The following is a 26257-nucleotide window of genomic DNA, read 5'->3' as shown; positions in this document are numbered from 1 at the left end:
GTCGAGCATCTCGGGCCGCCACCGCTCCCGGACGGTTCTCCCCAGCCGCATCGATCGACGAGGATCGACGCGGGGCTGGGGAGGACGGATCAGCCCTGGAGTCGCACGGAGTCGCCGACGGCGACCGTCTCGCCGCCCTGGCCCGGCGCCCCGGACAGTGCCCGGAGCGCCCTGCGGAGCACCGTGCTGGACGTGCTCATGGTGTACGGGAAGTAGACGACCTCGACCCCGACCGCCCCGAACTCTCGCTCGAGCCGGAGGCCCTTCTCGGTGCCCCGCCAGTCGTCGCCCTTGAAGAAGACGTCGAAGCGGAGCTCGCGCCAGACGTCCATCTTGTCGGGCACGGTCTCGGCGTGGACGCCGTCCACGACGTCGATGTGGCGGACGATCTCGAGCCGTTCGGCGAGCGGGACGACGGGGGAGATGCCCTTGGTCACCTGCAACATCTCGTCGGACACGACGCCGGCGATGAGGTGGTCGCACTGCGCGGACGCGTGCCGCAGCAGGTTCAGGTGACCGATGTGGAACAGGTCGAAGGCGCCGGCCGCGTAGCCGACCCGGCCCGCGCCTCCTCGTCCGCTCCCGCCGTCGACGGGGTCGAGGGCGAGGCCGGTGGCGGGGGTGGGGATGACGTCCACGGGTGTGGTCCTCTCGTCGGGGTGGTGCTCGGAGGTGCTCACGACAGGGCACCGGGCCGGCGTCGGAGGCGGGGGAGGTCCTGCAGCGGGCGGGTGGCGCCCGCGTGGTCCACGAGGTCGGCGATGCTGAACGAGGGCGCGGGTTCCTCGACGGGGTGACGGACGTCGTCGTCGAGCCAGGTGGCACGAACCAGGACCCGGCGCCACGGGGGCACCCCCGTCAGCACGACGCCCACGGGTTGCACGTCCAGGCTGACGAGCTCGGCGCTCAGGCTCCGGAGGGACTCGACCGTCGTGACCCCGGACCGGACGACCAGCAGCACGCCGTCCACCTCGTCGGTCACGCTGCGCAACGCGAGCGGGTGTGAGTCGCTGGAGGCCTGGACGACGGAGACGTCGTAGTCCTCGCGCAGGGCGGCGAAGAAGGCGTGGGTTCCCGAACGGACCAGGTGACGGGACGACGCGACGACCCCGTCGGACACCGGCACGCGGTCGTAGCCGTGCCGATCGGCCTCGACCTCCTCGGGCACGGCGCCCACGGGCACCGTCGAGGGACGGGAGAGCGTGCGGGTGTCGAAGTCGGACTGGACCAGGGCGCACGTGGCACCGAGCTCGACGACGGCGCGCGCGAGGCCACCGTCGACGCCGACCGCCTCGCGGACCGAGTCCGTCCGGGCCAGCAGGAGCGTGGCGGGCAGCGAGCCACCCCGGAGGGCCCTCGTGTTCTGGACGACCTCGCGCAGGGCCGTGCGGGTCCGGGCGGACGAGGCTCCGGTCACCGGGTCGTCGCCCTGCCGGAGGGCCCCCGGGAGCTGGCCCACGACCGGCAGCCCCGTGATGCGGCGCACGTCGTCGACCGTGTCGACCGTGGGCCGGGCACGGGCCAGGACGAGCGCGCCGGCGAGACCGACCGCCAGGCCGGCGAGGAGACCCGAGAGGACCGTCAGCGCGAGGCCCGGTTCGTCGGGCGTCGTCGGCACGGCCGCGGGGGAGGTGAGGTCGAGAGCGACGGTCTGACCGTCCGACCCGGCGTCCGATTCGGCGCGATCCACGACCGCCGAGAGGCTCTCGGCGACGTCGTCGGCGAGCGAGGCCGCCCCGTCGGGCGTTCCGGCCGTCGTCTGCACGCGGAGGACCGCGGTGCCGTCCGGGTTGACCACCGAGACCCGCTCGGCGAGCTCGTCGACAGGGAGTCCGAGGTCGGCCGCGACCGGTCCGAGGACTTCCGGGCTCGTGCCGAGCTCGGCGTAGGACGCCACGCGCTGCTGGGCGAACTGCCCGCGGGCCGCGAGGCCCGACCCCGGGGACTCGACCCGGACGAGGAGCGTCGCCTCGGCGCGCCAGCCGGCCGGAGCGAGCTGCGAGGCGCCGACGCCGGCGGCCACCCCGAGGAGCGCCGCCACGCCGATGAGCGCGGCATGGCGCGAGACGGCTCGACCGAGACCCCTCGAGACGGCCCGACGGACCGGGGCGACCTCGTGGCTCACGACCTCGAACCGATCGACGGGGGAGTCAGGGACTTCAGCTCGCGGAACCACTTCGGCAGGGCGAGGACGAGGTAGCCGGCGTTCGCGACGAGGAGCGCCAGGTAGACCACCGTGAACGCCGGCGGCCAGGCCAGCAGGACGAACGCGAGGCACATCAGGCCGTAGTCCGTCGGGACGACCGCCAGCGAGTAGAGCAGTCCCGTGCGACGTCCGACGGGCGCGGCGACGCCGGTCCGGGCCGCCTCCGCCCGGCGGAGCTGATCGGTCAGGACGATGGCGAAGAACGCCACCGTCGCCACGACCTGGTAGACGAGCGGCGCGGCCAGCAGGGCTTCGCGACCCTCCGGTTCACGGAGCCACGACGCGAAGACCGCCAGGTGCAGCACCGCGATCTTGGTCGCGTCGATGACGTGGTCGAGCCACTCGCCCGCGGGGCTGCCGCCGCCCCGGAGGCGCGCGACCTGTCCGTCGGCCGAGTCGAGGGCGTAACCCACGACGAGCAGCAGGACGACGGCCAGGGCCGTCCCGATGCCGGACGGCGCGAAGGCGAGGACCGCGATGCCGGCGAAGGTGCACGCGGCGCTGAGCGCCGTGACCTGGTTCGGCGTGGCACCCACGGTGTAGGCCACCGCGGCGGCCCATCGACCGAGTCGGCGGTTGACGAAGCGCGAATAGGCGGGCGCACCCGTGGACGGCTTCTGGGCGGACGCGAGCGCGGCGAGGGCAGGACGCACGGCGCGGGGCACGGCGGGCCGGGCCGAGGTCGCCTCGGTGGTCGTGGGGGCGTCGGTCACGAGGCCACCGCCAGGGAGTCGACGTCGGCCGTGTGCAGCTCGCGGGTGACGACCGCGCCGATGCGGCGTCGCATGCGCTCCGGTGTGAACCGCTGGAGGTAGGCCTCGCGGGCGTGGCGCCCGGCGACGGCCAGGGTGGAGACGTCCATCGACGCCAGGATCTCGGTCAGGCCGTCGACGTCTCGGCGGTCGAAGAGCCAGCCCGTGTGACCCTCGTCGACGACTTCTTCCGGGCCGCCGGAGCGGCTGGCGATGACGGGACGCCCCTGGCTGAACGCCTCGAGCGTGACGAGTCCGAAGCCCTCGAGGGTGTCGGTCGGCAGGATGACCGCGTCGGCGTCGCGGAGGTAGGGCGACGCGTCGTCGACCTCTCCCACGACGGTGACCGTCTCGGGTCGCGAGACGATCGCCGCGACCAGGCCGGGCACGTCGACGGAGGAGCCGACGGCCGGCGGGCCGCCCAGGATGACGAGCTGGCCGGGGCAGCCTGCCGCGTTCCAGGCCGTCAGGAGCGTCGCGTGACCCTTGTGGCCGTTCCAGCGACTCGCGACCACGTACTGGGGCGCGCGACCCTCGGCACGGTCGGTGACGGCGATCGAGCGGTCCGACACGCCGTTGTGGACCACGACGGCGCGCGAGTCCTCCGAGAGGCCGGACGAATCGAGCACCGACCGCGACACGGCGACCAACGAGGTGCAGGCGCGAGCCAGGGGACGGAGGCCTCGACGGTCTCCGTCGCTCCAGGGCTCCTGCAGGTGCCCCACGACACGGCGGACGCCCATGGCCCGGGCGACGGGCGCGACGATCAGGCAGGCGCTCGTGGCGCAGTAGACGAGGTCGAAGTGGCGCCCGGACAGCCTCAGCGCCGTGCGCGCCGCATCGCGGGCCAGGCGGACCAGTCCGAGCGGTCCGAGCCGGGTCCGGCGCAGGATCGGGAGGGGCGTGCGCTCGACGCGCGCGCCGAGCTCGCGCAGCCTCGGCCCCAGGGGCCCGACGGACACGTCGGAGGGCAGCCAGACCGTCACGTCGAGGTCGTCGCGGGCGGCGAGCTCACCGACCACCTCGAGGACGATCCGGTCCGAGCCGTACATCTCGTCGGACGAGTGCACCAGCAGCACCCGGCTGCGCCGCGATCCCCTCCGGCGGCGGGGGAGTTCGGGCAGGTCGACGCCCGTCCGGGCGTCCTCCCGCAGGATCGGTGCGGCGGTCGTCGCCGGTGCGGACTCGCGGTCCCGGTAGTGCCTGATGTCGACGGACATGCTCTCTCCCCTGTCGTCGTGAGCGTGGTCCGGGCCCGTGAACGGCCCGCGGTGGTCTCGGATGCTGCTGGTGGGGGTCAATACGCTCCCCGGTGCTCGAAGAGGACCCGGACGGTGCGCCACATGATGACGAAGTCGACCGTCAGCGACCAGTTCTCGACGTAGTAGAGGTCGAGGCGGACGCTCTCCTCCCAGCTGAGGTCGCTGCGTCCGTTCACCTGCCACATGCCCGTGAGGCCGGGCTTGATGTACAGGCGTCGGTGGACGTGGTCCTCGTACCCCTCGACCTCGCGAGGGAGGGGCGGCCGGGGCCCGACGACGCTCATGTCGCCACGGACGATGTTCCACAGTTGGGGCAGCTCGTCGAGCGACCACCGACGGAGGACGGCACCCACGCGGGTGACCCGCGGGTCGGACTTCATCTTGAAGAGCAGGCCGGCTCCCTCGTCGGCCTGCGCGAGGCTGGCGAGCCGGCTCTCGGCGTCGACGACCATGGAGCGGAACTTCAGCATCTCGAAGGTGCGCCCGTCACGGCCGACCCTGCGCTGACGGAACAGCACCGGGCCGGGACCGTCGAGCCGCACCGCGAGGGCGACGACGGCGAACACCGGCGCGAGGACGACGAGCGCGGCGGACGCCAGCGCGAGGTCGGACAGACGCTTGAGGGCGTGTCGCGGGCCGTCGAACTGCGGCAGCTCGACGTGCATCAGGGGGAGACCCTCGACCGGGCGGTAGTGGATGCGGGGCCCGGCGACGTTCGTCAGTCGCGAGGCGATGACGAGCTCCGTCGCTCGTCCTTCGAGCGACCATCCGAGGTCGCGCAGGTACTCCCGGCCACGACCCGGTTCGCCGGCGACGATCACGCTCTCGGCGCCCAGGCGCCAGACCGCACGCGGGACGCCGTCGAGGTCCGCCACCACGGGGACGGTGCGGCCTCCGACCACGATGCCCCTCGGGTCGGCGTCCGGGACGGCCGCCCCGACGACGTCGTACACGGCACCGCTCGTCTTGTCGATGCGACGGACGACGTCGGCGATGTCGTCGCGCGATCCCACGATGACGGCTCTCGACAGGTAGTGACCCTTGGCCCGCTGGCGTTCGAGCCAGCGCCGCATGGTCCACCGGCCGACGACCAGGCCGGCACCGCCGACGGGCAGCGCCACCAGGAAGTAGCCCTCGCCGCCGATGTGGCCGACCGAGGCGAACCCGATCGCCACGACGGCGAAGGCCCAGACGCTCGCCGTGAGGAGGCGCTTGTACTCGACGACGCCGCTGCCGACGACCGCGAGGTCGCGGGTGCGGTGCAGCGTGAGGCAGAAGGTCCAGACCAGCCCGACGACGACGGGGAGCACGGGAGAACCCACCGACTCGATCAGGGTGGACGCATCCGAGCCCCGACCGGCGGCGATGGCCCTCGCGGCGTCCACCACGACGGCACCGACGATGCTCAGGGTCAGGACGGCCGTGTCGACGAGGCGGAGCCGGCGCCGGTAGCGGCGAGCCCAGGCGGCGCCGGACTCGGCGTCGTGCGTCGCGGCGGGCGCCGCGAGGGGGCCGTCCGACTCGGTCAGGTCGAACGGGGGATCGATCCGTCGGGGTGACGACGGTCCGACCAGGAGTGAGCGGAGTTCGCTCTGCGTGCTGGACATCGGGTCTCGGGTTCGGGTAGGCGACGGCACGCCCACGTCGGTGGTGACGACGGGGGCGGTGGCGGGCGGTCGATCGAGGTTCGGGTTCGATCGACCGCCCAGGCGTCGCGCCGGAGCACGGACGTCACGATGGTGCGCGACGTCGGCCGGGCGGCGACGGGCGCGCCGGGCAGCGGGTCTGCTCGACGCACGATTCGGGTCGGTGCGGTGACGGGAGCAGATGCTCCCGGTGGAGAGGGTCGGGTTTCTCGGTTCCTGGCGATTTCGGGTCGACCAGGAGGATGCTGTGACTCTAGTTCGGGGGGCACCCGCCACAGGAGTCTAACAAGACCCCCCGTTCGGGGGCGATCGTGTCCCCCCTGTTGCCGACACCCGAACGGGTGACCCCCGGACCCCGCGATGTCACCCGTGCGGGGGTGACAAGAAGCCGTGAAAAGCGCGGCCACGGCGCGTCCCGTTCCAGGCGGAGGGTGGCCCGCGGCGTGAAACACGCAAAAGGCCTGTTCAGACCGGTGACACCACGTCCGGACCGACGGTCGACACGCCGCCGTCCGCGCCGTTCATCACCCCGACAGGTGTCGTTCATCTCTCGTCACCCCCGGTGTGCGCGGTGCAGGTGGGGTACAGACGGACAACGCCCCCCGGCCCTTCGGCCGGGGGGCGCATCACCCGTCACAATCACCCTCGCCCGCGTGTCACGGACGGGTGACGAATCCCTGCTCGACCATCCAGTCGAAGGCCACGTCGGCGGGCTCTTCGCCCTCGACGTCGACCGCCAGGTTGAGGCGTCGCATCTCGGAGTCCGTGAGGGCCGGCGAGATCTCGTCGTACACCTCGGCCAGCTGCGGGTACTCCTCCAGGGTGGCCGTCGAGAGGACCGGTGCCGCGTTGTAGGCGGGGAAGAAGCCCTGGTCGTCCTCCAGCACGGCGAGGTCGAGCGAGTCGATCCGACCGTCCGTCGTGAAGACCTCGCCGAAGTTGCAGCTGCCCCGGTCGGTCGCGGTGTAGACCGTGCCCGTGTCCAGGATGCTCACGTTGCTCGTCGGCACGCCGTCGGCGGCGCCGAGTTCGAGCCCGTACGCCGCGAGCATGGGGGCGAACCCGTCGGCCCTCGAGTTGAACTCGGCCTCGACGCAGAAGGTGCGCTGCTCGACGGGCAGGTCGGCGATCTGGGAGAGCGACGTGATGTCGCCGAGCTCGGGAACGGCCTCGGCCCGGACCGCCATGGCGTAGGTGTTGTTGAGGGGCGCGGGCTCGAGCCAGGTCAGGCCGTTGTCGGCGTCCGCGTCGCGGACGGCCTCGTACTGCTCCTGCTGGTCGGGGATGCCCTCCGCCTCGGCGAGGTAGGTCAGCCAGGCGGTGCCGGTGTACTCGTAGGTCATGTCGGCCGTCCCGTCGAGCATCAGCTGTCGCACCGCCACCGACCCCGGCACGTTCGTCATGTCGGTGACCTCGAAGCCCGCGGCCTGCGCGGCGAGCACGGCGATCTTCCCGAGGATCAACTGCTCGGTGAAGTTCTTCGCCGTCACGGTGATCGCCGCGTCGTCGGGCAACCCCTCGACGGCTCGGATCGAGCCGGGCGCCACCGCGGGCACGAACGCCGTCGCCGGTTGCAGGCCGCACCCGGTCAGGGCGAGCGTCGCGGCGCCGACCACGGCGAGGGACGAGGAGGCGCGACGCAGTCGTCGGGGGAGGCGGGAGACGGTCATGCGCGGAGTCCCTTCGGACGGGCGACGTACTCGACCACACGGCCCAGCCAGTCGATCAAGAGGGCGAGCAGGGCGATGAGCAGGGCCCCGGAGACGAGGACCCGCGGCAGGAACAGGTTGACCCCGGTGGTGATCAGCAGCCCCAGGCCGCCGGCACCGATGAACGTGGCGAGGGCCGCCGACCCCACGAGCAGCACGAGGGCCGTGCGGATGCCGGAGAGCATCACGGGGACGGCCAGCGGCAGCTCGACCTTCAGCAGGACGGACGACGCGCTCATCCCCATGCCCCGACCGGCCTCGACGAGGCGGGCGTCGACGCTCTGCAGTCCGATCATGGTGTTGCGCAGCACCGGAAGTGCCGCGTAGAGCACGAGGGCGACGACCGCAGCCCAGAACGTGAAGCCGAGCCAGAACGCGAGCAGCACGATGAGTCCGATGGCCGGCGCGGCCTGGCCGAAGTTCGCGAGGACCAGGACGGGACCGCTGATGCGCACGAACGGCCGCCGGGTGAGCAGCACGCCGAGGGGGATGGCGAGGACGAGGACGATCGCCGCGGAGACGAAGGTCAACGCCAGGTGCTCGCCCGTGTAGGCCAGCAGGTCGGAGGGGTTGAGGGTGGTCCGTTCGGCCGTCGTCAGGTCGGCCGTGGTCAGCCAGACGACGAATGCCGCGAACACGGCGAACACGGCCACGGGTTGCACGAGCAGTCCGAGCCACGCCGGGCGGGGCCCCTGCCGGCCGGACGAGCGTCCGTCGACCGAGGCCGGGGCGACCGAGGCGGTCACGCCGCGTCCTTCTCGTCGACGGGGGCTCCCGGCACGACGTCGAAGGAGCCCGTGTTGGTGCCCAGCGGAGCGTCGTGGTGGGCCTCGGCAGCCGACGCGCGCGCCCGGGTGATGGCCTCCATGACGACCTCGACCGTGATGACGCCGATGAAGGCGTCGCGTCGACCGGTGACCAGGGCCGCACCCGCACTCGAGACGAGCATCGTGTCCAGGGCGTCGTTGAGGGTGGCGCCGCTGCCGATGACCGGCAGGTCGGCGTCGGGTGACGAGCCCAGCACGTCGAGACGGCCGAGCTGGCGGCGCGAGGGCCACGAGACGGGGCGTTCCCGGTCGTCGACGACGACCGCGTGGCCGTGGCCGGCCGCCTCGACCCGGGCGAGGACGTCGGCGGCCGAGTCGCCCGCTCGGGCGACGACGGCTTCGGCGAGGTCGACGTCACGGACGCGCGTCAGCGTCAGCTGCTTGAGGCCGGCCCCCGACCCGATGAAGTTCTCGACGAACTCGTTCGCCGGCTCGGCGAGGATGCGCTCCGGGGTGTCGTACTGCACGATGTGCGCGCCCTCGGAGAAGATGACGATCCAGTCGCCGAGCTTCACGGCCTCGTCGAAGTCGTGGGTGACGATGACGATGGTCTTCTGCAGCTCGTGCTGGATGTTGATCAGCTCGTCCTGCAGGCGCTGGCGGGTGATGGGGTCGACGGCCCCGAAGGGTTCGTCCATCAGCAACACGGGCGGGTCCGCCGCCAGTGCCCGCGCGACGCCGACGCGCTGCTGCTGACCACCCGAGAGCTCACGCGGGTAGCGGTCGCGGTACGTGGCCGGATCGAGCGACACGAGTTCGAGCAGCTCGTCGACGCGGGCGGCGATGCGCTCCTTCGACCAACCGAGCATCTTCGGCACGATGGCGATGTTCGCCCCGACGGTCATGTGCGGGAACAATCCGCCGGCCTGGATCACGTAGCCGATGCGGCGGCGCAACTCGTCGCCGTCGATCGAGGTGACGTCGTCGCCGTCCAGGACGATCCGCCCCTCGGTGGGCTCGATCAGCCGGTTGATCATCTTCAGGGTCGTGGTCTTGCCGCACCCCGACGGTCCGACGAGCATGACGATCTTGCCGGCCGGGATCTCGAGCGTGATGCCGTCGACGGCCGGCGTGGCCTGGCCGGGGTACCGCTTGGTGACCTGGTCGAGGGTGATGCTGCGGCCCGAGACCTCGTCCGAGGGGGACGAGGAGGCGCGGGTGGGGTCAGTTCTGGACACGGATGCCTCTCGAGATGGTCAGGCGGCCGAGGCCGACGAGGAGGAGGTCGAGGACGAGGGCGAGGAGGACCACGCCCACCACGCCCGTGACCACGGAGGCGAGCGCGTTCGCGCCGCCCAGTCGGGACAGGCCCGAGAAGATGAAGCCGCCGAGGCCCGGGCCGAGCGCGTACGCCGCGACCGCGGCGATGCCCATCACCATCTGCGCGCTGACGCGCACGCCGGTGAGGATGATCGGCCAGGCGAGGGGCATCTGGACGGTCGCCAGGGTCCGGAAGCGCCCCATGCCGATGCCGCGAGCCGACTCGACGAGCGAACCGTCGACCTCGTGCAGGCCCACGACGGCGTTCCGCAGGATCGGCAGTGCGGCGAAGAACGTGACGACGATGACCGACGGCGCGACGCCGAACCCCGCGAACGGGATGAGCAGGCCGACCAGCGCGAACGACGGAAGGGTCAGCCCCACGGCCGACACCCCGTTGGCCAGGGCGTAGAGCGTCGGGTTGCGGTGCACCAGGGCGGCGAGGCCGACCGAGACGACGACCGCCAGGACGAGGCACTGCACCACGAGTGAGAAGTGCTGCCATGAGGCGAACCAGATCTGGCTCCACCGGTCCACCACGAATTCCCACGCCAAGCAGACCATCTCCTCTGAGCAACGACCATCAGTCCGAATCGTCGCTTCCCCGAGAGGCGACCGGCGTCCACACTAACCACGGCCCCCACGCCGCGTCATGTCGCCGACCACCCGTCCGGGAGCCCGGGAGTCGCCTGCCGTTATGAGATCCGACGGATGAAAGCCCCGATGGGAACGGCGTGTCGGCTTTCGCCGACACGCCGTTGTAACGATCCTCAGATCCTTGCCCCGCAGGGCCTCCGTCAGCCGACGCGGGCTCCGGTCGAGACCTTGTACCGCGCCCCGTGGTGCTCGTCCGGCAACCGGTCTCCGCGCCCGAACAGCTTCTGCCGCAGCGTGCCCGGTTCGTACTCGGTGGGATAGACGCCCCGGGCCTGGAGCACGGGGATCACGTGCTCGACGACGTCCTCGAACGTGCCCGGAGTGATGGCGTAGGCGAGGTTGAACCCGTCGACGTCGGTCTCGTCGACCCACTCCTGGAGCTGGTCGGCGATCTCCTCGCCGGACCCGACGATGCGGGGCCCGAGACCGCCGATCCCGGCCGCCTCGGCGATGTCGCGGATCGTCCACTCCGCGCCCGTGTCACCCGCCTGCGCCTGGAAGTTCGCGAGGGCCGACTGGATGGCGTTGCTCTCGACGTCACCCACCGGGTCGTCGAGCGAGTAGGTCGAGAGGTCGACGCCCATCCAGCCCGACATGAGCGTCAGGGCGCCCTCGTGCGAGGCGTAGCGCCGGTACTCGTCGTGCTTGGCCCGGGCGGCCTCGGGGGTGGCGTCGGTGATGATCGTCAGCAACGTGTAGATGCGCGCCGAGTAGCGGTCGCGGCCCGCGGCTTCGAGCGCGTCCCGGATCTTGCCGACCGTCGCGGCCAGGCGTTCCTTGGTCGGGGCCGCGACGAAGATCGACTCGGCGTTGCCGGCGGCGAAGCGGATGCCCCGCGGCGAGGCACCCGCCTGGTAGATCACGGGGGTGCGCTGAGGGCTGGGCTCGGCGATGTGGATGCCGGGCACCTTGTAGTAGGTGCCGTCGTGCCCGATCTCGTGCACCTTGGCCGGGTCGGTGAAGACGCCGGACTCACGGTCGCGGACGACCGCGTCGTCCTCCCACGACCCCTCCCACAGCTTGTACAGGACCTCGAGGTACTCGTCGGCCTGGTCGTACCGGGTGTCGTGGTCGAGCTGGTCGTCGGCCCCCATGTTGCGGGCGGCGCTCGGCAGGTAGCCGGTGACGACGTTCCAGCCGATCCGCCCCTCCGTCAGGTGGTCGAGAGTCGACATGCGCCGGGCGAACGGGTAGGGGTGCTCGTAGGCCGTGCCGGCGGTGATGCCGAAGCCCAGGTGCTCGGTCGCGGCGGCCATGGCCGAGACGAGCAGCACCGGGTCGCCGACCGGGGTCTGGGTTCCGTTGCGCAACGCCGCGTCGTGGTTGCCGCCGTAGACGTCGTACGTGCCGAGCACGTCGGCGATGAAGAGCCCGTCGAAGACGCCCTTCTCGAGGAGGCGCGCGAGGGAGGTCCAGTAGCTCAGCTTCGTGTAGTCGGCCGAGCGGTCGTCGGGGTGCCGCCAGAGACCGGGGGACTGGTGCCCCACGCAGTTCATGTCGAAGGCGTTGAACCGGATTCGTCGAGTCATGAGGCCATCATCACGACCCGGGCCCGTGCTGTCGTCCTCGCCGACACACGAGGTCACACTCCGCGCCCCGTAGCCTGTGTCGGTGCTCCCGTTCCGCCGCCACGTCACCGACGTCGACCGCCCCCGTCTCACCCGCGACGTGTACGTCCTCGGCGTGATCGCCTTCTTCGTCATGGTCGGCTTCGGGGTGGTCGTCCCGGTCCTGCCGGTCTACGCCCGCAGCTTCGGCGTCGACCACGCCCTGGTGGGTGCCGTCCTCTCGGCCTTCGCCCTCATGCGCCTCGTGGCGAGCCCGTTCGTGGGTCGACTCATCGACCTGATGGGCGAGCGGGTCGTGCTCTCGGTGGGCATCGGCATCGTGGCGCTGTCGAGCGGACTCGCCGGGCTCGCCCAGACCTATCCGCAGCTCCTCCTGCTCCGGGGGGCGGGTGGCATCGGCTCGGCCATGTTCAGCATCGCGGCGATGACGTTGCTGCTCGGCGCGACCGACCCGTCGCTCCGGGCCCGGGCCGTCGGCTTCTACCAGGGCGGGTTCCTCGTCGGCGGCATGGCGGGTCCTGCCCTCGGCGGGCTGCTCGCGACCATCTCGTTGACGGCGCCGTTCTTCTTCTACGCGGGCACGCTCGCCGTGGCCGGCCTGGTCGGCGTCGTGCTCCTGCGCCGGGCCCCGCAGCACTCCTCGACGACCGTCACCGCGCCTCCGGTGCCCCTCGGGGTCGTGCTGCGCGACGTGCGGTTCCGGACCGCGTGCGTGGCCAACTTCGCACAGGGTTGGTCGTCGCTGGGGGTGCGCAGCGCCCTCGTCCCCGTCCTCGTGGTCGAGGTCCTGCGTGGACCGACGGCCTGGACGGGGTTGCTCTTCGCCGCGTCGGCGGTGGCCCAGACCATCGCGTTGGCACCGGCTGCGCGCTTCGTCGACACGGTCGGCCGTCGACCGGCCGTGATCGGCTCGTTCGCGGTGGCGGCCGTGACCCTGTTCGCGGTGTCCCTCGCCCCGGACGTCTGGACCCTCGGCGCCCTGCTCTGCGTCTACGGCGTGGCGACGGCGTTCATGGGCACCGCGCCCGCGGCACTCGTCGGCGACGCCGCGGGGGCCCGCGGTGGTCGTCCCGTCGCGATCTTCTCGATGTGCTCGGACGTGGGGGCGATCGCCGGGCCGCTCGTCGCGGGCCTGCTCGTCGACACGGTCTCGTACCCCGCGGCGTTCGGCGTCGCGGCCGTCCTGCTGGCCGTGGCGGCCGGAGCGGCGATCCGCCTGCCCCGGACCGCCACCGGCACGCCGACCCCGGCCTGATCAGCCGAGGTGCACGGGCGCCTCGGTGGGCAGCAGGTCCTCCTTGCGGCCGCGGATGAGGAAGAACGAGATCGGCGCGGCGAGCAGCATGGCGACCGCGGCGGCGAGGAAGGCCACCGAGTAGCCGTCGACCAGCGGACCGAGCGGCCCGCCCACCGTCGACGTCGAGGACGCGACGGCCCCGGCGTAGAGGTTCGTGAAGACGGCGAGACCGATCGATCCGCCGATCTGCATCATGGCGTTCGAGGTCGCGCTGGCGGCACCGGCGTCGTGCGGGGCGACCCGGCTGAGCGCCAGGTTCTGCATGGGCACGAAGACGCCGGCGAGGCCGACGCCCATGACGAGCAGGGCCGGCAGCACCTGGACGGCGTACGAGCCGTCGGCCGTGATCTGCGTGGCGAGCCAGAGCAGCCCGGCCCCCGCGACGAGCGGCCCGACGATCATCATCGGGCGGGGGCCGACGACCGGCAGCGCCTTCGTCAGCAGGGGAGCGCAGACCATGATGACCAGCGTCATCGGCAGGCTGGCGAGCCCCGCCTCGAGCGGGCCGAAGCCGAGCACGATCTGCAGGTGGAAGGTCAGGTAGAGCAGGGCGCCGATCATGACGCTCCCGACGATCAACTGCACGAGGAAGGCTCCGCCACGGACGCGGTCGGCGAGCACGCGCATCGGCAGCAGCGGGTGGTCGCTCCGTCGCTCGACGACGACGAACAGGGCGAGCAGACCGGCCCCCAGGGCGATGAAGCCGATGACGACGGCCGAGCCCCAGCCGTCCTCGGCCCGGGTGAAGCCGTAGACGAGGCTGGCGAGGCCGGCCGCGACGACGATCGTGCCGACGACGTCGAGGCGGTTCCGCCCCTCGGCCCGGCTCTCGCTCACGACGAAGGCGGCGGCGACGATGGCGACGAGCACGATCGGCACGTTGACGAGCAGGCACCAGCGCCAGCTGACGAACTCGGTCAGCACGCCGCCGAGCACGAGCCCGACGGCCGCGCCGGCGCCCGAGATGGCGCCGAAGACGGCGAAGGCGGTGTTCCGGTCGCGACCCGACGCGAAGGTGGTGGTGAGCACGGCCAGGGCCGCGGGGGCGAGCAGGGCCGCGAACACGCCCTGCAGGCCTCGGGCGAGGATCAGCTCGCCACCGGTCTGCACGAGCCCGCCGAACGCGGAGGCGGCACCGAAGCCGACCATCCCGACGATGAAGGTGCGCTTGCGGCCCCAGAAGTCGGCGATCCGACCACCGAGCAGCAGCAGCGCGCCGAAGGCGAGCGCGTAGGCCGTCACGACCCACTGGCGGTTCTCGTCGCTGAGGCCGAGGTCGGCCTGGGCGTCGGGCAGGGCGATGTTGACGATGGTGCCGTCGAGGACGACGACGAGTTGCGCGAGGGCGACGATGACGAGCACCCACCAACGGCGCGACGAACGCGTCTCGGTGGGGGCGGGGGCGACGGTGGTCACTGCGGTACCTGTTTCTCTGGGGGACGACGAACTACCCTACCTACTAGTTGGTTGGTTCGTGAATCGGCTACGGTGATCCGATGCGAACCGATGCCGCCGAGACCCGTCGAGCCATCCTCGAGGCCGCGACCGCGGAGTTCTCGCGACACGGGTTGGCCGGGGCGCGCGTCGACCGCATCGCGGCCGAGGCCGGCTGCAGCAAGGAGCGCCTCTACGCGAACTTCGGTGACAAGAGGTCGCTCTTCACGACCGTCCTGAACGGCACCTTCGAGACCATGGGCGAGGCCGCGTCCCGCCCTGCCGCGAGCGTCGAGGAGTTCGCCCTCGCCGTCTTCGACCACATGCAGGCCCACCCCGACCACAACCGGCTGCTCGCCTGGGCCCGGCTCGAGGGCGAGCACGACTGGGAGGCCTCGGTGCCCACCCTGCGCTCGGTCCAGGACGCCGCCCTGTCGCAGCTCGACCGCCTTCGCGGCGACCCCGCCGTGACGGTGTCCTGGAGCAGCGACGACATCTTCGCCCTCGTCATGTCGCTCGCCTGCGCCTGGCAGAACCTGCCCGGTCTCGGCGAGGCGCATCCGGGCGTGGTGCTCGACCCCGCCCTGCAACGCGAGATCGTGCGCGAGGCCGTGCGGCGCCTCACCACGGCCTGAGCCGGGCCCCGGGCCGCTCCACCGCACCGACGACGAAGGAGGCGCGCCCCGGTCACCCGGGACGCGCCTCCCTCTCGAGGTCGGTCGCGACTACTTCTTCGCGTCGACCTTCGGGGTCACCTTGAGGAATCCCGCCCGCGGGTCGCCGAGACCCACCAGCGGGGTCGTGTCGCGGCCGCCGACGAAGTTCGTCACCCAGCCCGACAGGATGCGGAACTTCCGGTTCAGCGTCGGCATCGCGTACAGGTGGTAGCCACGGTGGGCCATCCAGGCCGGCACGTTCTTCAGCTGGAGGCCGAACATGCTGGCCGCGCCCTTGCCGATGCCGTAGCTCGCCACGGTGCCGAGCGACTCGTGGCGGTACTCCTTGACGGGCTCTCCCGACAGGGTCGCGATGACGTTGTCGGCCACGGTGACCGCCTGGCGCACGGCGTTCTGTGCGTTCGGCGGGTAGTACGCCGGCTGCTTCTCGGCCAGCAGGTCGGGGACCTGCGCGCCGTCGCCGAGGGCCCAGACGCCGTCGAGCTTCTGGCCGTCCTCGGTCTGGACCTGCAGGGTCGCGCTGACGTTCACGTGCCCCTTCGGGCCGAGGGGGAGGCTCATGTCGCCCAGCACCGGGTTCGGCTTGACGCCGGCCGTCCAGACGATCGTGCCGGCGGGGATGGTCTCGCCGTCGCTCAGCACGACGTCGCCGTCGACGCACGAGGGCATCGTCGTCTTGAGGCGGATGTCGATGCCTCGACCGCGCAACTGGCCCAGGGTCCACTTCGAGAGCTCGGGACCGACCTCGGGGGCGACGCGGTCCAGGGCCTCGACGAGCACGAAGCGCAGTTCGTCGCGTGACAGGTTCGGGAACGTGTCGACGGCGGAGTTCGCGGCGTCGGACAGTTCGGCGAGGGCCTCGACGCCGGTGTAGCCGCCACCGACGAAGACGACGGTGAGGAGCTTGCGGCGGACGGCCGGGTCCTTGACGCTCGCCGCCTCGGCGATGTTGCCGAGGATGCGGTCACGGACGTACTGAGCCTCTTCGACGCTCTTGAAGCCGACGCCGTTCTCGGCCAGGCCCGGGGTCGGGAAGGTCCGGGTGACGGCGCCGAGGGCGACGACCAACTGGTCGTAGGCGATGTCGCTGGACTCGCCGTCCGCACTCGTGACGGTGACCTTCTTGGCCTCGCTGTCGAGCCCGGTGACCGACGCCTCGACGACCTTGGTGCGCTTGAGGGTCTTGCGCAGCGGCACGGTGACGTCGCGGGCGGCGATGTGGCCACCGGCGACCTCGGGCAAGAACGGCTGGTAGGTGAAGTACGGGGCCTGGTCGACGAGGGTGATGCTCGCCGCCTGGGGTGGGTGTCGCTTCTGCAGTTCGAGTGCAGTGGTGAGCCCGGCGGAACCGCCGCCGAGAATTACGATTCGCTTGGTCATGTATGTGTTCCTCCCTCAGACGACCGTACCCCCGGGGCCGCCTGCCGGAACGCCACACGCCGAACGGCCCGGCACCCCTCGGGGGCCGGGCCGGGCACGGCCACGCGTCGGCCGGTGGGGTCAGCGACCGCCGTCGAGGTCGCTCTGCGTGAACGACCCGTCCGGTTCGCCGTCGTGGGGTCCGCCGTCGGCGGCCGGCTCGTCCGGGACCTGCGCGTCGACGTACGACCCGTCGGCCTCGCTCGTGTCGGCCTCTTCGGTGTAGGTGCCGTCGGCCTCGCCGTCGTGCGGCCCGCGCGTGCGGGCGCCGTCGTCGAGGTCGTCGTCGACGTACGAGCCGTCCTCGCCCGAGGTGGGTCCGCCGGTGCTCGGCCGGTCGTGCTCGTGGTGGTTGGCGTCGCTGCCCATGGGTGCTGCCCTTCGTCGAGGTCGGTCGGCGTCGTCGCCGCCCGTGCGGCTCACCCTAGACCGACGTGGTGCCGGTCGACCGGGCGGGACCGTGTCGTCAGAACCCCTCGTTCTCGCGGGTCACGTAGGGCGACTCCAGCGCGTCGAGCTCGTCGTCGGTGAGCCACAGGTCGACCGAGGCCACGGCGTCGTCGAGGTGCTGCATCTTCGTGGCGCCGACGATGGGGGACGTGACCGCGTCCTGCTGCCGCACCCAGGCCAACGCGACCTGCGCGCGAGGAACGCCCCGCGCCTCCGCGACGTCGGCGACGGCCTGCGCCACGAGGCGGTCACCGTCCTCGCGCTGCTTGTAGAGCGTCTGACCGAAGCGGTCGGTCTCGGTCCGGGCCGTGGTGGCGTCCCAGTCCCGGGTCAGCTTCCCGCGGGCCAGGGGCGACCAGGGCAGCACGCCGACCCCCTGGTCCAGGCAATAGGGGTGCATCTCGCGTTCTTCCTCGCGTTGGATCAGGCTGTACTGGTCCTGCATCGAGACGAAACGCGCCCAGCCCCCGAGGTCGGCCGCGTGCTGCATCGAGGCGAACTGCCAGGCCCACATGCTCGAGGCGCCGATGTAGCGGGCCTTGCCGGCCTTGACGACGTCGTGGAGCGCCTCCATCGTCTCCTCCACGGGCACCTCGGGGTCGAAGCGGTGGATCTGGTACAGGTCGACGTAGTCGGTGCCGAGCCGGCGCAGGCTGTCGTCGATCGCGCTCATGACGTGCCCCCGGCTGAGCCCGGCCCCGTTCGGGCCGGGACGCATGCGGCCGTGCACCTTGGTCGCCAGGACGACCTCCTCGCGGGTCGCGAAGTCCCGCAGGGCCCGCCCGACGATCTCCTCGCTGGTGCCGTCCGAGTAGACGTCGGCGGTGTCGAAGGTCGTGATGCCGAGCTCGAGCGCCCGCGAGATGAACGGGCGGCTCTCGTCCTCGGGCAGGCTCCACTCGTGCGTCCCGCGGTCGGGCACGCCGTAGCTCATGCACCCCAGGGTCACCGCCGAGACGGTCAGGCCGCTCGTGCCCAGTCGTGCGTACTCCATGTGTGGCACCTCTCGTCGTCGAGGCGGGGCACCGACGCCCGCGCCGACTGCGACCCTACGCGCGGGGCGGCGCGGTCCGGCCCGCGATCGACGCGCCCCCACGGATCACCGAGGCGGCGTGTCGGAGCGCCCGCCGCGCCTCCGGGGTCCAGGGCGCGCCGACGAAGTCGTGGAAGGCACCGCGGTACAGCCGCAGCTCGACGCGTCCACCCGCCGCGGTCACGCCGGCGGCCAGCCGCTTCACGTCGGGCGTCAGCAGGTCGCGATCGCCGGCGTAGGCGAACACGGGCGGGAGACCCGAGAGGTCGCCGCGCACCGGGCTGACGAGGGGGTCGGCCGGATCGCGGTCGCCGGCCCACCACCGACCCGCGGCGACGAGACCGTCGCGGGCGAGCATCGGGTCGAGCGGTGCGACCTCGTCGATCGCGGGGGAGTCGAGCAGGGCGTCCACCCACGGCGAGAAGAGCACGAGGGCGTCGGGTGCCGGTCGGCCGGCGTCGCGTCCCCTCATGGCCGCGACGAGGGCGAGCGCCCCGCCCGCCGAGTCGCCGGCCACGACGACGCGGGACGGGGAGGCGCGGCGCACGTCATCGAGGACGGCGTCCAGCAGCGGCAGCGCGTCGTCCACGTCGTGGGCCGGCGCGAGCCCGTAGAGGGGCACCGTGACGACGGCCCCGGAGGCGCGGACGAGACCCGCGAGCAGGTTCCAGTGCGTGGCCAGGACGGGGTGCACGTAGGCACCGCCGTGCAGGTAGACCACGTGGACGCCGCTCGGGGCCCGACGCGGACGGAGCGTGACGACGCGCTCACCACCGACCCGCGCCTCCTCGACGGTCGCGACGCGGTGCACCGCTCGCGTGACCGGCGCGGCGGAGCCCTGACGGGCGACCGAGCGGACGAGCGAGTCCTCGGACTCGGTCGAGCGGGGGCGGAAGCGGAGCCGGAGGCGCAGAAGAGCACGCGTGGCGGCCATCGAGAGCGACATGACCCGACCCTACGGGCGCCGGGGACGACCAGGGGAGGCGGGGGCTACCGGACGGGATGCGAGGGGGCTAGCTTGTCCCCCGAACGGGTCACCCGACCCCGACGTCGCCGGTGCCGTCATCTGGGAGCGCGCACCGACGGCACACCTCGCTGCACGAACACACCCGAAGGAACGACGATGTTCGACACACGCTTCATCAGCAGTGCCATCTCCCGGAGCGCCGAGACCCCGATCGATCGACGACGGCTGCTCGCCGCCGCCGGCGTCACGGGCCTCGGCACGGGGCTCGCCGCGGTCGCCGCGACGCTGCCCGCCCAGTCCGCGGCCGCCGTCTCGCCCTCCGACGAGGTCATCAGTGATGCGACGATCCTGAACTTCGCACTCAACCTCGAGTACCTCGAGGCGGAGTTCTACCTCCGGGCCGTCACCGGCTCGGGGCTGCCCGCCGACCAGATCACGGGCATCGACCCCCAGGGCGGCGTCGTCGGCGGCGCACCCGTGCCGTTCAAGACCACGATCGTCAAGCGCATCGCGCAGGAGATCGCGGCGGACGAGAAGGCGCACGTCTCCTTCTTGCGGTCGGCGCTCGGCGGCGCGAAGGTGTCGCGACCGGCGATCGACCTGCAGAGCAGCTTCACGGCGGCGGCCCTCGCGGCAGGTGTCATCACGCCGGGCCAGACCTTCGACCCGTTCGCCTCGGAGGAGAACTTCCTGCTCGGGGCGTTCATCTTCGAGGACGTCGGCGTGACCGCCTACAAGGGGGCCGCACCCCTGATCTACAACAAGACCTACCTCGGCGCGGCCGCCGGCATCCTCGCGGTCGAGGCGTACCACGCGGGCATCATCCGCACCACGCTGAACGCCAAGGGACTGCAGGTGCCCGCGACGAAGATCTCGGACGCCCGCGACTCCCTCGACGGGTCGACGGACGACGACCAGGGTCTGACCCTCGGTGGCGTCCAGAACCTCGTGCCGACCGACGCCAACGCCATCGTCTACGGACGGACCGCCGAGCGCGTGCTCAACGTCGTGTACCTGACGCCGAACCAGATCGACAAGGGCGGGTTCTTCCCGCAGGGCATCAACGGCTCGATCGTCGCCAGCGGCAACCCCGGCAGCGCGGTCTGACGACCGACGAAGGCCGGAGAACCAAGGAAGGCCCGCACACCGGGGTGTGCGGGCCTTCCGTCGCTTGCGAACAAGCATCTGTCTCAACACAGATCTGGTGAAACGCCTCTGGAGAGAGTCTGTTTCGAGTGTCCGAGGGGGGACTTGAACCCCCACGCCCTATACGGGCACTAGCACCTCAAGCTAGCGCGTCTGCCATTTCCGCCACCCGGACTGGATGGTGCCGACCGAAGCCGACACGAAAGATTAGCACGGCTCGGAGGGCCCTCGTGACCACGGCCACGTCCGTCGGCGTGAGCGGCGCGGCAGGTAGCGTGGGGCGCATGACGACGACCCCCCCGAGCACCGGCCCGACCGAGCCCGAGCTCGACGAGACGGCCCGCATCGCCCGCGACCTCATCCGGTTCGACACGTCGAACTACGGCGGTGGGCGGTCGAACGGCGAGGCGGATGCCGCCGAGTACGTCGAGGCGGCCCTCCGCGACCTCGGCCTCGAGCCGCAGCTGTTCGAGTCCGAACCCGGCCGGGTCAGCGTGATCGCCCGGGTCGAGGGCGCCGAGCCGGCGAAGCCCGGACTGGTGGTGCACGGCCACCTCGACGTCGTGCCCGCCGACCCCGCGAACTGGTCGGTCGACCCGTTCGGCGGCGTCGTCCGCGACGGCATGCTCTGGGGGCGCGGCGCCGTCGACATGAAGAACATGGACGCCATGATGCTGACGGCCGTCGGCGACATCCTGCGGGCGGGCGAACGACCGGCCCGCGACCTCGTGCTGGGCTTCCTCGCCGACGAGGAGGCCGGGGGAGTCCTCGGCTCGCACTTCCTGGTGAAGGAACACCCCGGGTTGTTCGACGGCGCCACCGAGGCGATCAGCGAGGTCGGCGGCTACTCGACCTTCATCGACGGTCGACGCTCGTACCTGCTGCAGACGGGCGAGAAGGCCCTGATCTGGATCAAGCTCCGGGCTCGGGGCACCGCCGGCCACGGCTCGCAGATGATCGAGGCGAACGCCGTGACGCGCCTGGCCGAGGCGGTGGCCGTCCTCGGCCGCCAGCAGTGGCCGATCGTGCTGACGGACACGACGACCGCCCTGCTGGGCGAGGTGGCCCGCATCCTCGACGTCGACGTGCACGAGGTCGCACCCGACGAACTGGTCCTGCGCACCGGCACCGCCAAGGGCTTCATCCGCGGCTCGCTGCGCACGACGACCAACCCCACGATGCTGACGGCGGGCTACAAGCACAACGTCGTGCCCGACACGGCCGAGGCCCTGGTCGACATCCGGTGCATGCCGGGGCAGGAGGCGGCGGTGCTCGCCGAGGTCCGGGCCCTGATCGGCGACGACGTCGAGATCGAGACGATGCACACCGACATCGGGCTCGAGACGCCCTTCTCGGGGCCCCTGGTGGACGCCATCACCGCCACCCTCGACCGGCACGACCCGGGGGCACCCGTCCTGCCCTACCTGCTCTCGGGCGGCACCGACAACAAGGCCCTCAGCCTGCTCGGCATCGCCGGGTACGGCTTCGCCCCGCTCCGGCTCGACGAGGGCATGGACTTCCCGGCCATGTTCCACGGCGTCGACGAACGGGTCCCGCTCGACGCACTATCCTTTGGCAGTCGCGTCCTGCGGGACTTGTTGTCGACGTACTAGCAACCCCCGCACCAGAAGGGTCACCCGCGTGGAGCATCTCCTCCAGGCACTCCTGCTCGGCCTCGTCCAGGGCCTCACGGAGTTCCTCCCCGTCTCGTCGAGCGCCCACCTGCGGCTCGTCGGCCTGTTCTTCAGCGATCCCGGGGCGGCGGCCGAGTTCGACCCGGGCGCCACCTTCACGGCGATCACGCAGCTCGGCACCGAGCTCGCGGTCGTCATCTACTTCCGGCGCGACATCACCCGCATCGTCTCGCGCTGGTTCGCGGGCGTGACCGGCAAGATCCCCCGCACCGACCCCGACGTCCGCATGGGCTGGCTCGTCATCATCGGCACCGTACCGATCGTGCTCGTGGGGTACGTCGCGCAGGAGTACATCCGCACGGTGTTCCGCTCGCTCTGGATCGTGGCGATCGTCCTGATCGTGTTCGGCGTCCTTCTCGGACTGGCGGATCGTCTCGGCAAGAAGACCGAGCGCTTCGAGGACATGCGCTACGGCCACGGCATCGCCGTCGGCGTCGCCCAGGTGCTGGCGCTCTTCCCCGGCGTCTCGCGGTCGGGTGCCACGACGACCACGGCACTCGCGCTCGGCTACACGCGTCCCGCCGCCGCCCGGTTCTCGTTCCTGCTCGCCGTGCCCGCCGTCTTCGGCAGCGGTCTCTACGAACTCGTCCAGAGCTTCAGCGACCCCGGGCCCTACTCGCTGGGCGAGACCCTGGCCGCCACGGTCGTCGCGTTCGTCGTCGGCTTCGTCGTCATCGCGTTCTTCATGAACTACATCTCGCGCCGCAGCTTCGCCCCGTTCGTGGCCTACCGCATCGTGCTCGGCGTCGTCCTGCTCGTCCTGCTCGGCACGGGCGTGGTGGCCGCATGAGGTCCTGGGCAGAACCCGACGTCCCGCGCCTCCCGGGCCTGGGCGACCTCCCGTCGCTCCACGACACGTCGACCGGCACGGTGCACCCGACCGAGGTCGACGGGTCGCGGGCCGGTCTCTACGTGTGCGGCATCACTCCGTACGACGCCACCCACCTGGGTCACGCGTCGACCTACCTGGCCTTCGACACCCTGCTGCGCGTCTGGCGCGACGCCGGGGTCGAGGTGGTCTACGCCCAGAACACGACCGACGTCGACGACCCGCTGCTCGAGCGGGCGACGGCCACCGGCGTCGACTGGCGAGAGCTCGCGGACGGCCAGACCGACCTCTTCCGCAGCGACATGCAGCACCTGGCCGTGGTGCCGCCGACGCACTACGTCGCGGTGACCGAGGTGGTGACCGACGTCGCCGACGCCGTGGCGCGCCTCCTCGACCGGGGTCTCGCGTACCCCGTGCCGACCGATGCCTCGACCGCCGGCGACGACCTGTACTTCGACGTCCGGGCCGCCGAGCGCGACACCGACTGGCACCTGGGGCTCGAGAGTCGCTACGACGCCGAGACGATGGCCCGGTTCTTCGCCGAGCGCGGCGGCGACCCCGATCGCGCCGGCAAGCGCGACCCCCTCGACCCGCTGCTCTGGCGCGCGGCCCGCGACGACGAGCCGTCCTGGCCCACCACCGTGGGCGCCGGCCGACCCGGTTGGCACATCGAGTGCACCGTCATCGCCCAGCAGCACCTCGACGTGCCCGTCACCGTCAACGGCGGCGGGAGCGACCTGGTGTTCCCGCACCACGAGATGAGCACGGCGCACGGCACGGCCCTCACCGGCCGCCCCTACGCCGTCCACCACACGCACACCGGGATGGTCGGCTACCAGGGCGAGAAGATGAGCAAGTCGCTCGGCAACCTCGTGAAGGTCAGCGAGCTCGTCGCCGCGGGCCGCGACCCCCGCGCCGTCCGGCTCGCCCTCCTGGCGCACCACTACCGCTCCGACTGGGAGTGGTTCGACGCCGACCTCGTCGCCGCCGAACGTCGTCTCGAGCGCTGGCTCGCCTGGGCCGCCACGAGAGCAGGAGGCGCGGTGCCGGTCCCGGCCCCCACCCCGTTGGTCGTCGGCCTGCGCTCGTCGCTCGCGGACGACCTCGACACGCCCTCGGCCCTCGACGCTGTCGACGCCGTCGTGGCCCGGGGAACGGCCCCGTCCGAGGTCGACGTCGACGCCGTGCAGGCGCTCTTGGGCATCGACCTGCGCGCCTGAACGCCGCCGACGGCGCCGAGGCGGCCGGTCCGTCCCGGCACCCGGACGAAACAGGTCGTCCAGCCTGTTCTCCATGCGCGTGCATGAGTGTTCCTCAATCAGCACGCCCGTCTGCCCTACGATGGTCGGCGTGGAGACGTCGACGACCGCCCCGGCCCCGGGCGACGCCCGTCGGCCGCTCACCCGACGCGACACGCGCGTCGACCTCTGGATCACCGCCCTCACCGCGGCGCTCGGCCTCGTCACGCTCTGGCTCAGCGCCGTCATCGTCGAGGACGCCGACGGGGCGGGTTCGCCCTCGACCCTCGAGAGCGTGCTGTGGCTCCTGGGCCTTTGCGCCCCGCTCGCCTTCCGACGGCAGGGTCCCGTGGCCGTCCTCGTCGTCGTGTCGGCCGTGTTCCTGGCCGCCCAGCTGAGGGGCTACCCCGACACCCTCACCCCGTCGATCGTCGAGTTCGTGGTCATCTTCACCGCGAACGCCTGGGCCGCCCGGCGCGCCCGTGCGCTGGTCGTCAGCGTCGTCGTGACCGCGGTCATGTTCGCCTGGCTCGGCGTGTGGCTGCACTCCGTCTACGTGTCCGACGCCGAGGCACCCGACCCCGTGACCCTCGCCACGATCGCCTACACGCTCGTGTCGAACGGCATCGTCCTCGTCACGGCCATCGCGTTCGGCCGGGCGGCCCGCGTGTCGGCCACCCGGCTCCACGCCCTCGAACGCACGGGGGTCGAGCTGCGCGCCGCCCACGAGCTCGTCGCCGATCGGGCCATCAACGAAGAACGCACCCGCCTCGCCCGCGAGCTGCACGACGTGGTCGCCCACCACGTGGCCGTCATCGGCATCCAGGCGGGCGCCGCCCGGCGGACGCTCGACCGGCCCGACATCGCACGAGGCGCCCTGTCGGCCGTCGAGGGCACGGCGCGGACGACCATCGACGAGCTCGACCGCCTGCTGTCCGTCCTCCGGTCGCGGGACGGCGAGGCCGGGTCCGGCCCCTCGGGCCTCGGCGCCCTGCCCGAACTCATGGCCGACACGCGAGCCCTCGGCCTCGAGGTCCGGTTCTCGGTGCACGGCGACGCCCGCGACGTCCCCGAGAGCATCGGGGTCACCCTGTACCGCATCACCCAGGAGGCCCTGACCAACACCCTCAAGCACGGCAACGCCTCCCTCGCCGAGGTGCACCTCCGCTACGGCGACCGGACGATCGAGGTCGAGGTCGTCGACGACGGTCGTCCCGGCCCCACGCCCTATCCCGGCGCGGGAATCCCGCAGGGATCGACGGCGACCGGCCCCGGACTGGGCCAGCGGGGCATGCGCGAGAGGGTCGACCTGCACGGGGGCGAGCTCCAGCTCGGCCCCCGCCCGCGCGGGGGCTACCGGGTGTGCGCGGTCCTGCCCGTGAACGCCTGCGCCGACGCCCGCCCCCTCGACCACGTCACCGCCGCCGACCCCTCCGAGAGACCATGACCGACACGACCGCCCCCGTCTCCGTCCTGCTCGTCGACGACCAGGACCTCGTCCGCACGGGTTTCCGCATCATCCTCGACACCGCACCCGACGTCCGCGTCGTCGGCGAGGCCTGCGACGGGCTCGAGGCCGTCGACCTCGTCCGGCGGCTCCGCCCCGACGTCGTCGTCATGGACATCGAGATGCCCGTCCTCGACGGGCTCGAGGCCACGCGTCGCATCCTCGCGCAGTCACCCGGGGGCGGCCCGGCGGTCCTCGTCCTGACCACCTTCGGCCGGGACGACTACGTCTTCCGGGCCCTGCAGGCGGGGGCGAGCGGCTTCCTGCTCAAGACGGCCACGCCCGAGGACCTGATCGAGGCGATCGCCGTCGTCCACCGCGGAGACGCCCTGCTCTCGCCCCAACTCACCCGTGCCGTGGTCGAACGCGCCGTGGGCGACCCCGCGACGACGCGCGCCGTCGTCCCCAGCCCCGCACTGGCGACCCTCACCGAACGCGAACGCGAGGTGCTCGACCGGTTGGCCTCGGGGGCCTCCAACGCCGAGATCGCCCGTCGGCTGTTCCTGGGCGAGGCCACGGTCAAGACGCACGTCTCCAACGTGCTCGGCAAGCTCGGCCTCCGCGACCGGACGGCGGCCGTGGTGTTCGCCTACGAGAACGGCGTCGCGGTCCCGGGCGGGCCCGCCACCTGACCGGGGCCGTCGTATCGGGCCCCACCCGCCCCTCCTGACGGGTCGCC

The 26257-nt window shown here is 72.1% G+C and carries 23 protein-coding genes and 1 tRNA gene; 8 read left to right on the top strand and 16 right to left on the bottom strand.

The window, feature by feature from the left end:
• Positions 1-89: 89 nt before the first annotated feature.
• The 10 genes from ACVJ1F_RS00690 to ACVJ1F_RS00645 all read right to left on the bottom strand — a co-directional run bounded on the left by ACVJ1F_RS00690 (position 90) and on the right by ACVJ1F_RS00645 (position 11848).
• Positions 90-530: an adenylyltransferase/cytidyltransferase family protein gene (locus ACVJ1F_RS00690; protein WP_056047412.1), complete on the bottom strand. Its 441-nt coding sequence runs from the start codon at positions 528-530 to the stop codon at positions 90-92.
• Positions 531-676: 146 nt separating this feature from the next.
• Complete coding sequence (locus tag ACVJ1F_RS00685) at positions 677-2125, bottom strand: hypothetical protein (RefSeq protein WP_456884148.1); 1449 nt, start codon at positions 2123-2125, stop codon at positions 677-679.
• Positions 2122-2919 carry a CDP-alcohol phosphatidyltransferase family protein gene (locus tag ACVJ1F_RS00680; protein WP_456884147.1) on the bottom strand — a complete coding sequence of 266 codons (798 nt, stop codon included), beginning with the start codon at positions 2917-2919 and terminating at the stop codon, positions 2122-2124. The genes ACVJ1F_RS00685 and ACVJ1F_RS00680 overlap by 4 nt, the downstream gene beginning before the upstream one ends.
• Positions 2916-4178, bottom strand: coding sequence for a glycosyltransferase family 4 protein (locus tag ACVJ1F_RS00675; protein ID WP_056045142.1), 1263 nt, complete (start codon positions 4176-4178; stop codon positions 2916-2918). The genes ACVJ1F_RS00680 and ACVJ1F_RS00675 overlap by 4 nt, the downstream gene beginning before the upstream one ends.
• Before the next feature lie 77 nt (positions 4179-4255).
• Entirely contained in the window at positions 4256-5827 is a 1572-nt protein-coding gene (locus tag ACVJ1F_RS00670; protein ID WP_456884146.1) for a sugar transferase, read from the bottom strand.
• Between the two features lie 695 nt (positions 5828-6522).
• Positions 6523-7536: a glycine betaine ABC transporter substrate-binding protein gene (locus ACVJ1F_RS00665; protein ID WP_456884145.1), complete on the bottom strand. Its 1014-nt coding sequence runs from the start codon at positions 7534-7536 to the stop codon at positions 6523-6525.
• On the bottom strand, positions 7533-8321 hold the full coding sequence (locus tag ACVJ1F_RS00660; protein WP_456884143.1) for an ABC transporter permease: 789 nt from the start codon (positions 8319-8321) through the stop codon (positions 7533-7535). The genes ACVJ1F_RS00665 and ACVJ1F_RS00660 overlap by 4 nt, the downstream gene beginning before the upstream one ends.
• A complete protein-coding gene (locus ACVJ1F_RS00655) occupies positions 8318-9580 on the bottom strand; it encodes an ATP-binding cassette domain-containing protein (protein WP_456884142.1) in 1263 nt (420 codons plus the stop codon). The genes ACVJ1F_RS00660 and ACVJ1F_RS00655 overlap by 4 nt, the downstream gene beginning before the upstream one ends.
• The gene (locus tag ACVJ1F_RS00650) at positions 9567-10217 is read right to left on the bottom strand and encodes an ABC transporter permease (protein WP_456884140.1); all 651 of its coding nucleotides are present in this window, start codon (positions 10215-10217) and stop codon (positions 9567-9569) included. Before ACVJ1F_RS00650 ends, ACVJ1F_RS00655 begins: the two co-directional genes overlap by 14 nt.
• A 242-nt stretch (positions 10218-10459) precedes the next feature.
• A complete protein-coding gene (locus tag ACVJ1F_RS00645) occupies positions 10460-11848 on the bottom strand; it encodes an LLM class flavin-dependent oxidoreductase (protein ID WP_056045128.1) in 1389 nt (462 codons plus the stop codon).
• 82 nt (positions 11849-11930) lie between these two features.
• Here ACVJ1F_RS00645 and ACVJ1F_RS00640 point away from each other — a divergent pair, with 82 nt between their 5' ends.
• Positions 11931-13142, top strand: coding sequence for an MFS transporter (locus ACVJ1F_RS00640; protein ID WP_233568316.1), 1212 nt, complete (start codon positions 11931-11933; stop codon positions 13140-13142).
• Here the strand turns inward: ACVJ1F_RS00640 and ACVJ1F_RS00635 are convergent, their stop codons facing one another.
• Positions 13143-14600: an MFS transporter gene (locus ACVJ1F_RS00635; RefSeq protein ID WP_200412190.1), complete on the bottom strand. Its 1458-nt coding sequence runs from the start codon at positions 14598-14600 to the stop codon at positions 13143-13145.
• 80 nt (positions 14601-14680) lie between these two features.
• Here ACVJ1F_RS00635 and ACVJ1F_RS00630 point away from each other — a divergent pair, with 80 nt between their 5' ends.
• Positions 14681-15253 (top strand): TetR/AcrR family transcriptional regulator, encoded by a 573-nt coding sequence (locus tag ACVJ1F_RS00630; RefSeq protein ID WP_192123668.1) that lies wholly within the window; start codon positions 14681-14683, stop codon positions 15251-15253.
• Between the two features lie 90 nt (positions 15254-15343).
• Here ACVJ1F_RS00630 and ACVJ1F_RS00625 read toward each other — a convergent pair whose 3' ends face one another.
• The 4 genes from ACVJ1F_RS00625 to ACVJ1F_RS00610 all read right to left on the bottom strand — a co-directional run bounded on the left by ACVJ1F_RS00625 (position 15344) and on the right by ACVJ1F_RS00610 (position 19143).
• Positions 15344-16675, bottom strand: coding sequence for an NAD(P)/FAD-dependent oxidoreductase (locus ACVJ1F_RS00625; protein WP_456884137.1), 1332 nt, complete (start codon positions 16673-16675; stop codon positions 15344-15346).
• Positions 16676-16795: 120 nt separating this feature from the next.
• Positions 16796-17083, bottom strand: a complete 288-nt coding sequence (locus ACVJ1F_RS00620; RefSeq protein WP_456884136.1) for a hypothetical protein — start codon at positions 17081-17083, stop codon at positions 16796-16798.
• 97 nt (positions 17084-17180) lie between these two features.
• Positions 17181-18158, bottom strand: coding sequence for an aldo/keto reductase (locus ACVJ1F_RS00615; protein ID WP_456884134.1), 978 nt, complete (start codon positions 18156-18158; stop codon positions 17181-17183).
• 55 nt (positions 18159-18213) lie between these two features.
• Positions 18214-19143: an alpha/beta hydrolase fold domain-containing protein gene (locus tag ACVJ1F_RS00610; protein WP_456884132.1), complete on the bottom strand. Its 930-nt coding sequence runs from the start codon at positions 19141-19143 to the stop codon at positions 18214-18216.
• A gap of 177 nt (positions 19144-19320) precedes the next feature.
• Here ACVJ1F_RS00610 and ACVJ1F_RS00605 point away from each other — a divergent pair, with 177 nt between their 5' ends.
• On the top strand, positions 19321-20271 hold the full coding sequence (locus ACVJ1F_RS00605; protein ID WP_043594964.1) for a ferritin-like domain-containing protein: 951 nt from the start codon (positions 19321-19323) through the stop codon (positions 20269-20271).
• A 129-nt stretch (positions 20272-20400) separates the two neighbouring features.
• Here ACVJ1F_RS00605 and ACVJ1F_RS00600 read toward each other — a convergent pair.
• Positions 20401-20485 (bottom strand) — tRNA-Leu (locus tag ACVJ1F_RS00600).
• Between the two features lie 109 nt (positions 20486-20594).
• On the opposite strand from ACVJ1F_RS00600, the gene ACVJ1F_RS00595 reads away from it, so the two are divergent.
• The 5 genes from ACVJ1F_RS00595 to ACVJ1F_RS00575 all read left to right on the top strand — a co-directional run bounded on the left by ACVJ1F_RS00595 (position 20595) and on the right by ACVJ1F_RS00575 (position 26210).
• Positions 20595-21923: a M20/M25/M40 family metallo-hydrolase gene (locus ACVJ1F_RS00595; RefSeq protein ID WP_456884130.1), complete on the top strand. Its 1329-nt coding sequence runs from the start codon at positions 20595-20597 to the stop codon at positions 21921-21923.
• Positions 21924-21951: 28 nt separating this feature from the next.
• On the top strand, positions 21952-22794 hold the full coding sequence (locus tag ACVJ1F_RS00590; protein ID WP_056045103.1) for an undecaprenyl-diphosphate phosphatase: 843 nt from the start codon (positions 21952-21954) through the stop codon (positions 22792-22794).
• A complete protein-coding gene (gene mshC, locus ACVJ1F_RS00585; RefSeq protein ID WP_456884128.1) occupies positions 22791-24053 on the top strand; it encodes a cysteine--1-D-myo-inosityl 2-amino-2-deoxy-alpha-D-glucopyranoside ligase in 1263 nt (420 codons plus the stop codon). The genes ACVJ1F_RS00590 and mshC overlap by 4 nt, the downstream gene beginning before the upstream one ends.
• A gap of 130 nt (positions 24054-24183) precedes the next feature.
• A complete protein-coding gene (locus ACVJ1F_RS00580; RefSeq protein WP_456884127.1) occupies positions 24184-25518 on the top strand; it encodes a sensor histidine kinase in 1335 nt (444 codons plus the stop codon).
• Positions 25515-26210 (top strand): response regulator, encoded by a 696-nt coding sequence (locus ACVJ1F_RS00575; RefSeq protein ID WP_456884125.1) that lies wholly within the window; start codon positions 25515-25517, stop codon positions 26208-26210. Before ACVJ1F_RS00580 ends, ACVJ1F_RS00575 begins: the two co-directional genes overlap by 4 nt.
• The last annotated feature ends 47 nt before the right edge of the window (positions 26211-26257 follow it).

It is taken from the genome of Frigoribacterium sp. 2355, from assembly GCF_054060695.1.
The sequence above is the reverse complement of the archived record's forward strand: the minus strand, read 5'-3'. Positions and strand labels throughout refer to the sequence as shown.

Excerpts from the sequence above, each read along its gene's own strand:
- ACVJ1F_RS00675 (WP_056045142.1), bottom strand. The coding sequence starts at position 4,178 with ATGTCCGTCGACATCAGGCACTACCGGGACCGCGAGTCCGCACCGGCG.
- ACVJ1F_RS00670 (WP_456884146.1), bottom strand. The coding sequence starts at position 5,827 with ATGTCCAGCACGCAGAGCGAACTCCGCTCACTCCTGGTCGGACCGTCG.
- ACVJ1F_RS00665 (WP_456884145.1), bottom strand. The coding sequence starts at position 7,536 with ATGACCGTCTCCCGCCTCCCCCGACGACTGCGTCGCGCCTCCTCGTCC.
- ACVJ1F_RS00645 (WP_056045128.1), bottom strand. The coding sequence starts at position 11,848 with ATGACTCGACGAATCCGGTTCAACGCCTTCGACATGAACTGCGTGGGG.
- ACVJ1F_RS00630 (WP_192123668.1), top strand. The coding sequence starts at position 14,681 with ATGCGAACCGATGCCGCCGAGACCCGTCGAGCCATCCTCGAGGCCGCG.
- ACVJ1F_RS00625 (WP_456884137.1), bottom strand. The coding sequence starts at position 16,675 with ATGACCAAGCGAATCGTAATTCTCGGCGGCGGTTCCGCCGGGCTCACC.
- ACVJ1F_RS00620 (WP_456884136.1), bottom strand. The coding sequence starts at position 17,083 with ATGGGCAGCGACGCCAACCACCACGAGCACGACCGGCCGAGCACCGGC.
- ACVJ1F_RS00615 (WP_456884134.1), bottom strand. The coding sequence starts at position 18,158 with ATGGAGTACGCACGACTGGGCACGAGCGGCCTGACCGTCTCGGCGGTG.
- ACVJ1F_RS00610 (WP_456884132.1), bottom strand. The coding sequence starts at position 19,143 with ATGTCGCTCTCGATGGCCGCCACGCGTGCTCTTCTGCGCCTCCGGCTC.
- ACVJ1F_RS00605 (WP_043594964.1), top strand. The coding sequence starts at position 19,321 with ATGTTCGACACACGCTTCATCAGCAGTGCCATCTCCCGGAGCGCCGAG.
- ACVJ1F_RS00595 (WP_456884130.1), top strand. The coding sequence starts at position 20,595 with ATGACGACGACCCCCCCGAGCACCGGCCCGACCGAGCCCGAGCTCGAC.
- mshC (WP_456884128.1), top strand. The coding sequence starts at position 22,791 with ATGAGGTCCTGGGCAGAACCCGACGTCCCGCGCCTCCCGGGCCTGGGC.
- ACVJ1F_RS00575 (WP_456884125.1), top strand. The coding sequence starts at position 25,515 with ATGACCGACACGACCGCCCCCGTCTCCGTCCTGCTCGTCGACGACCAG.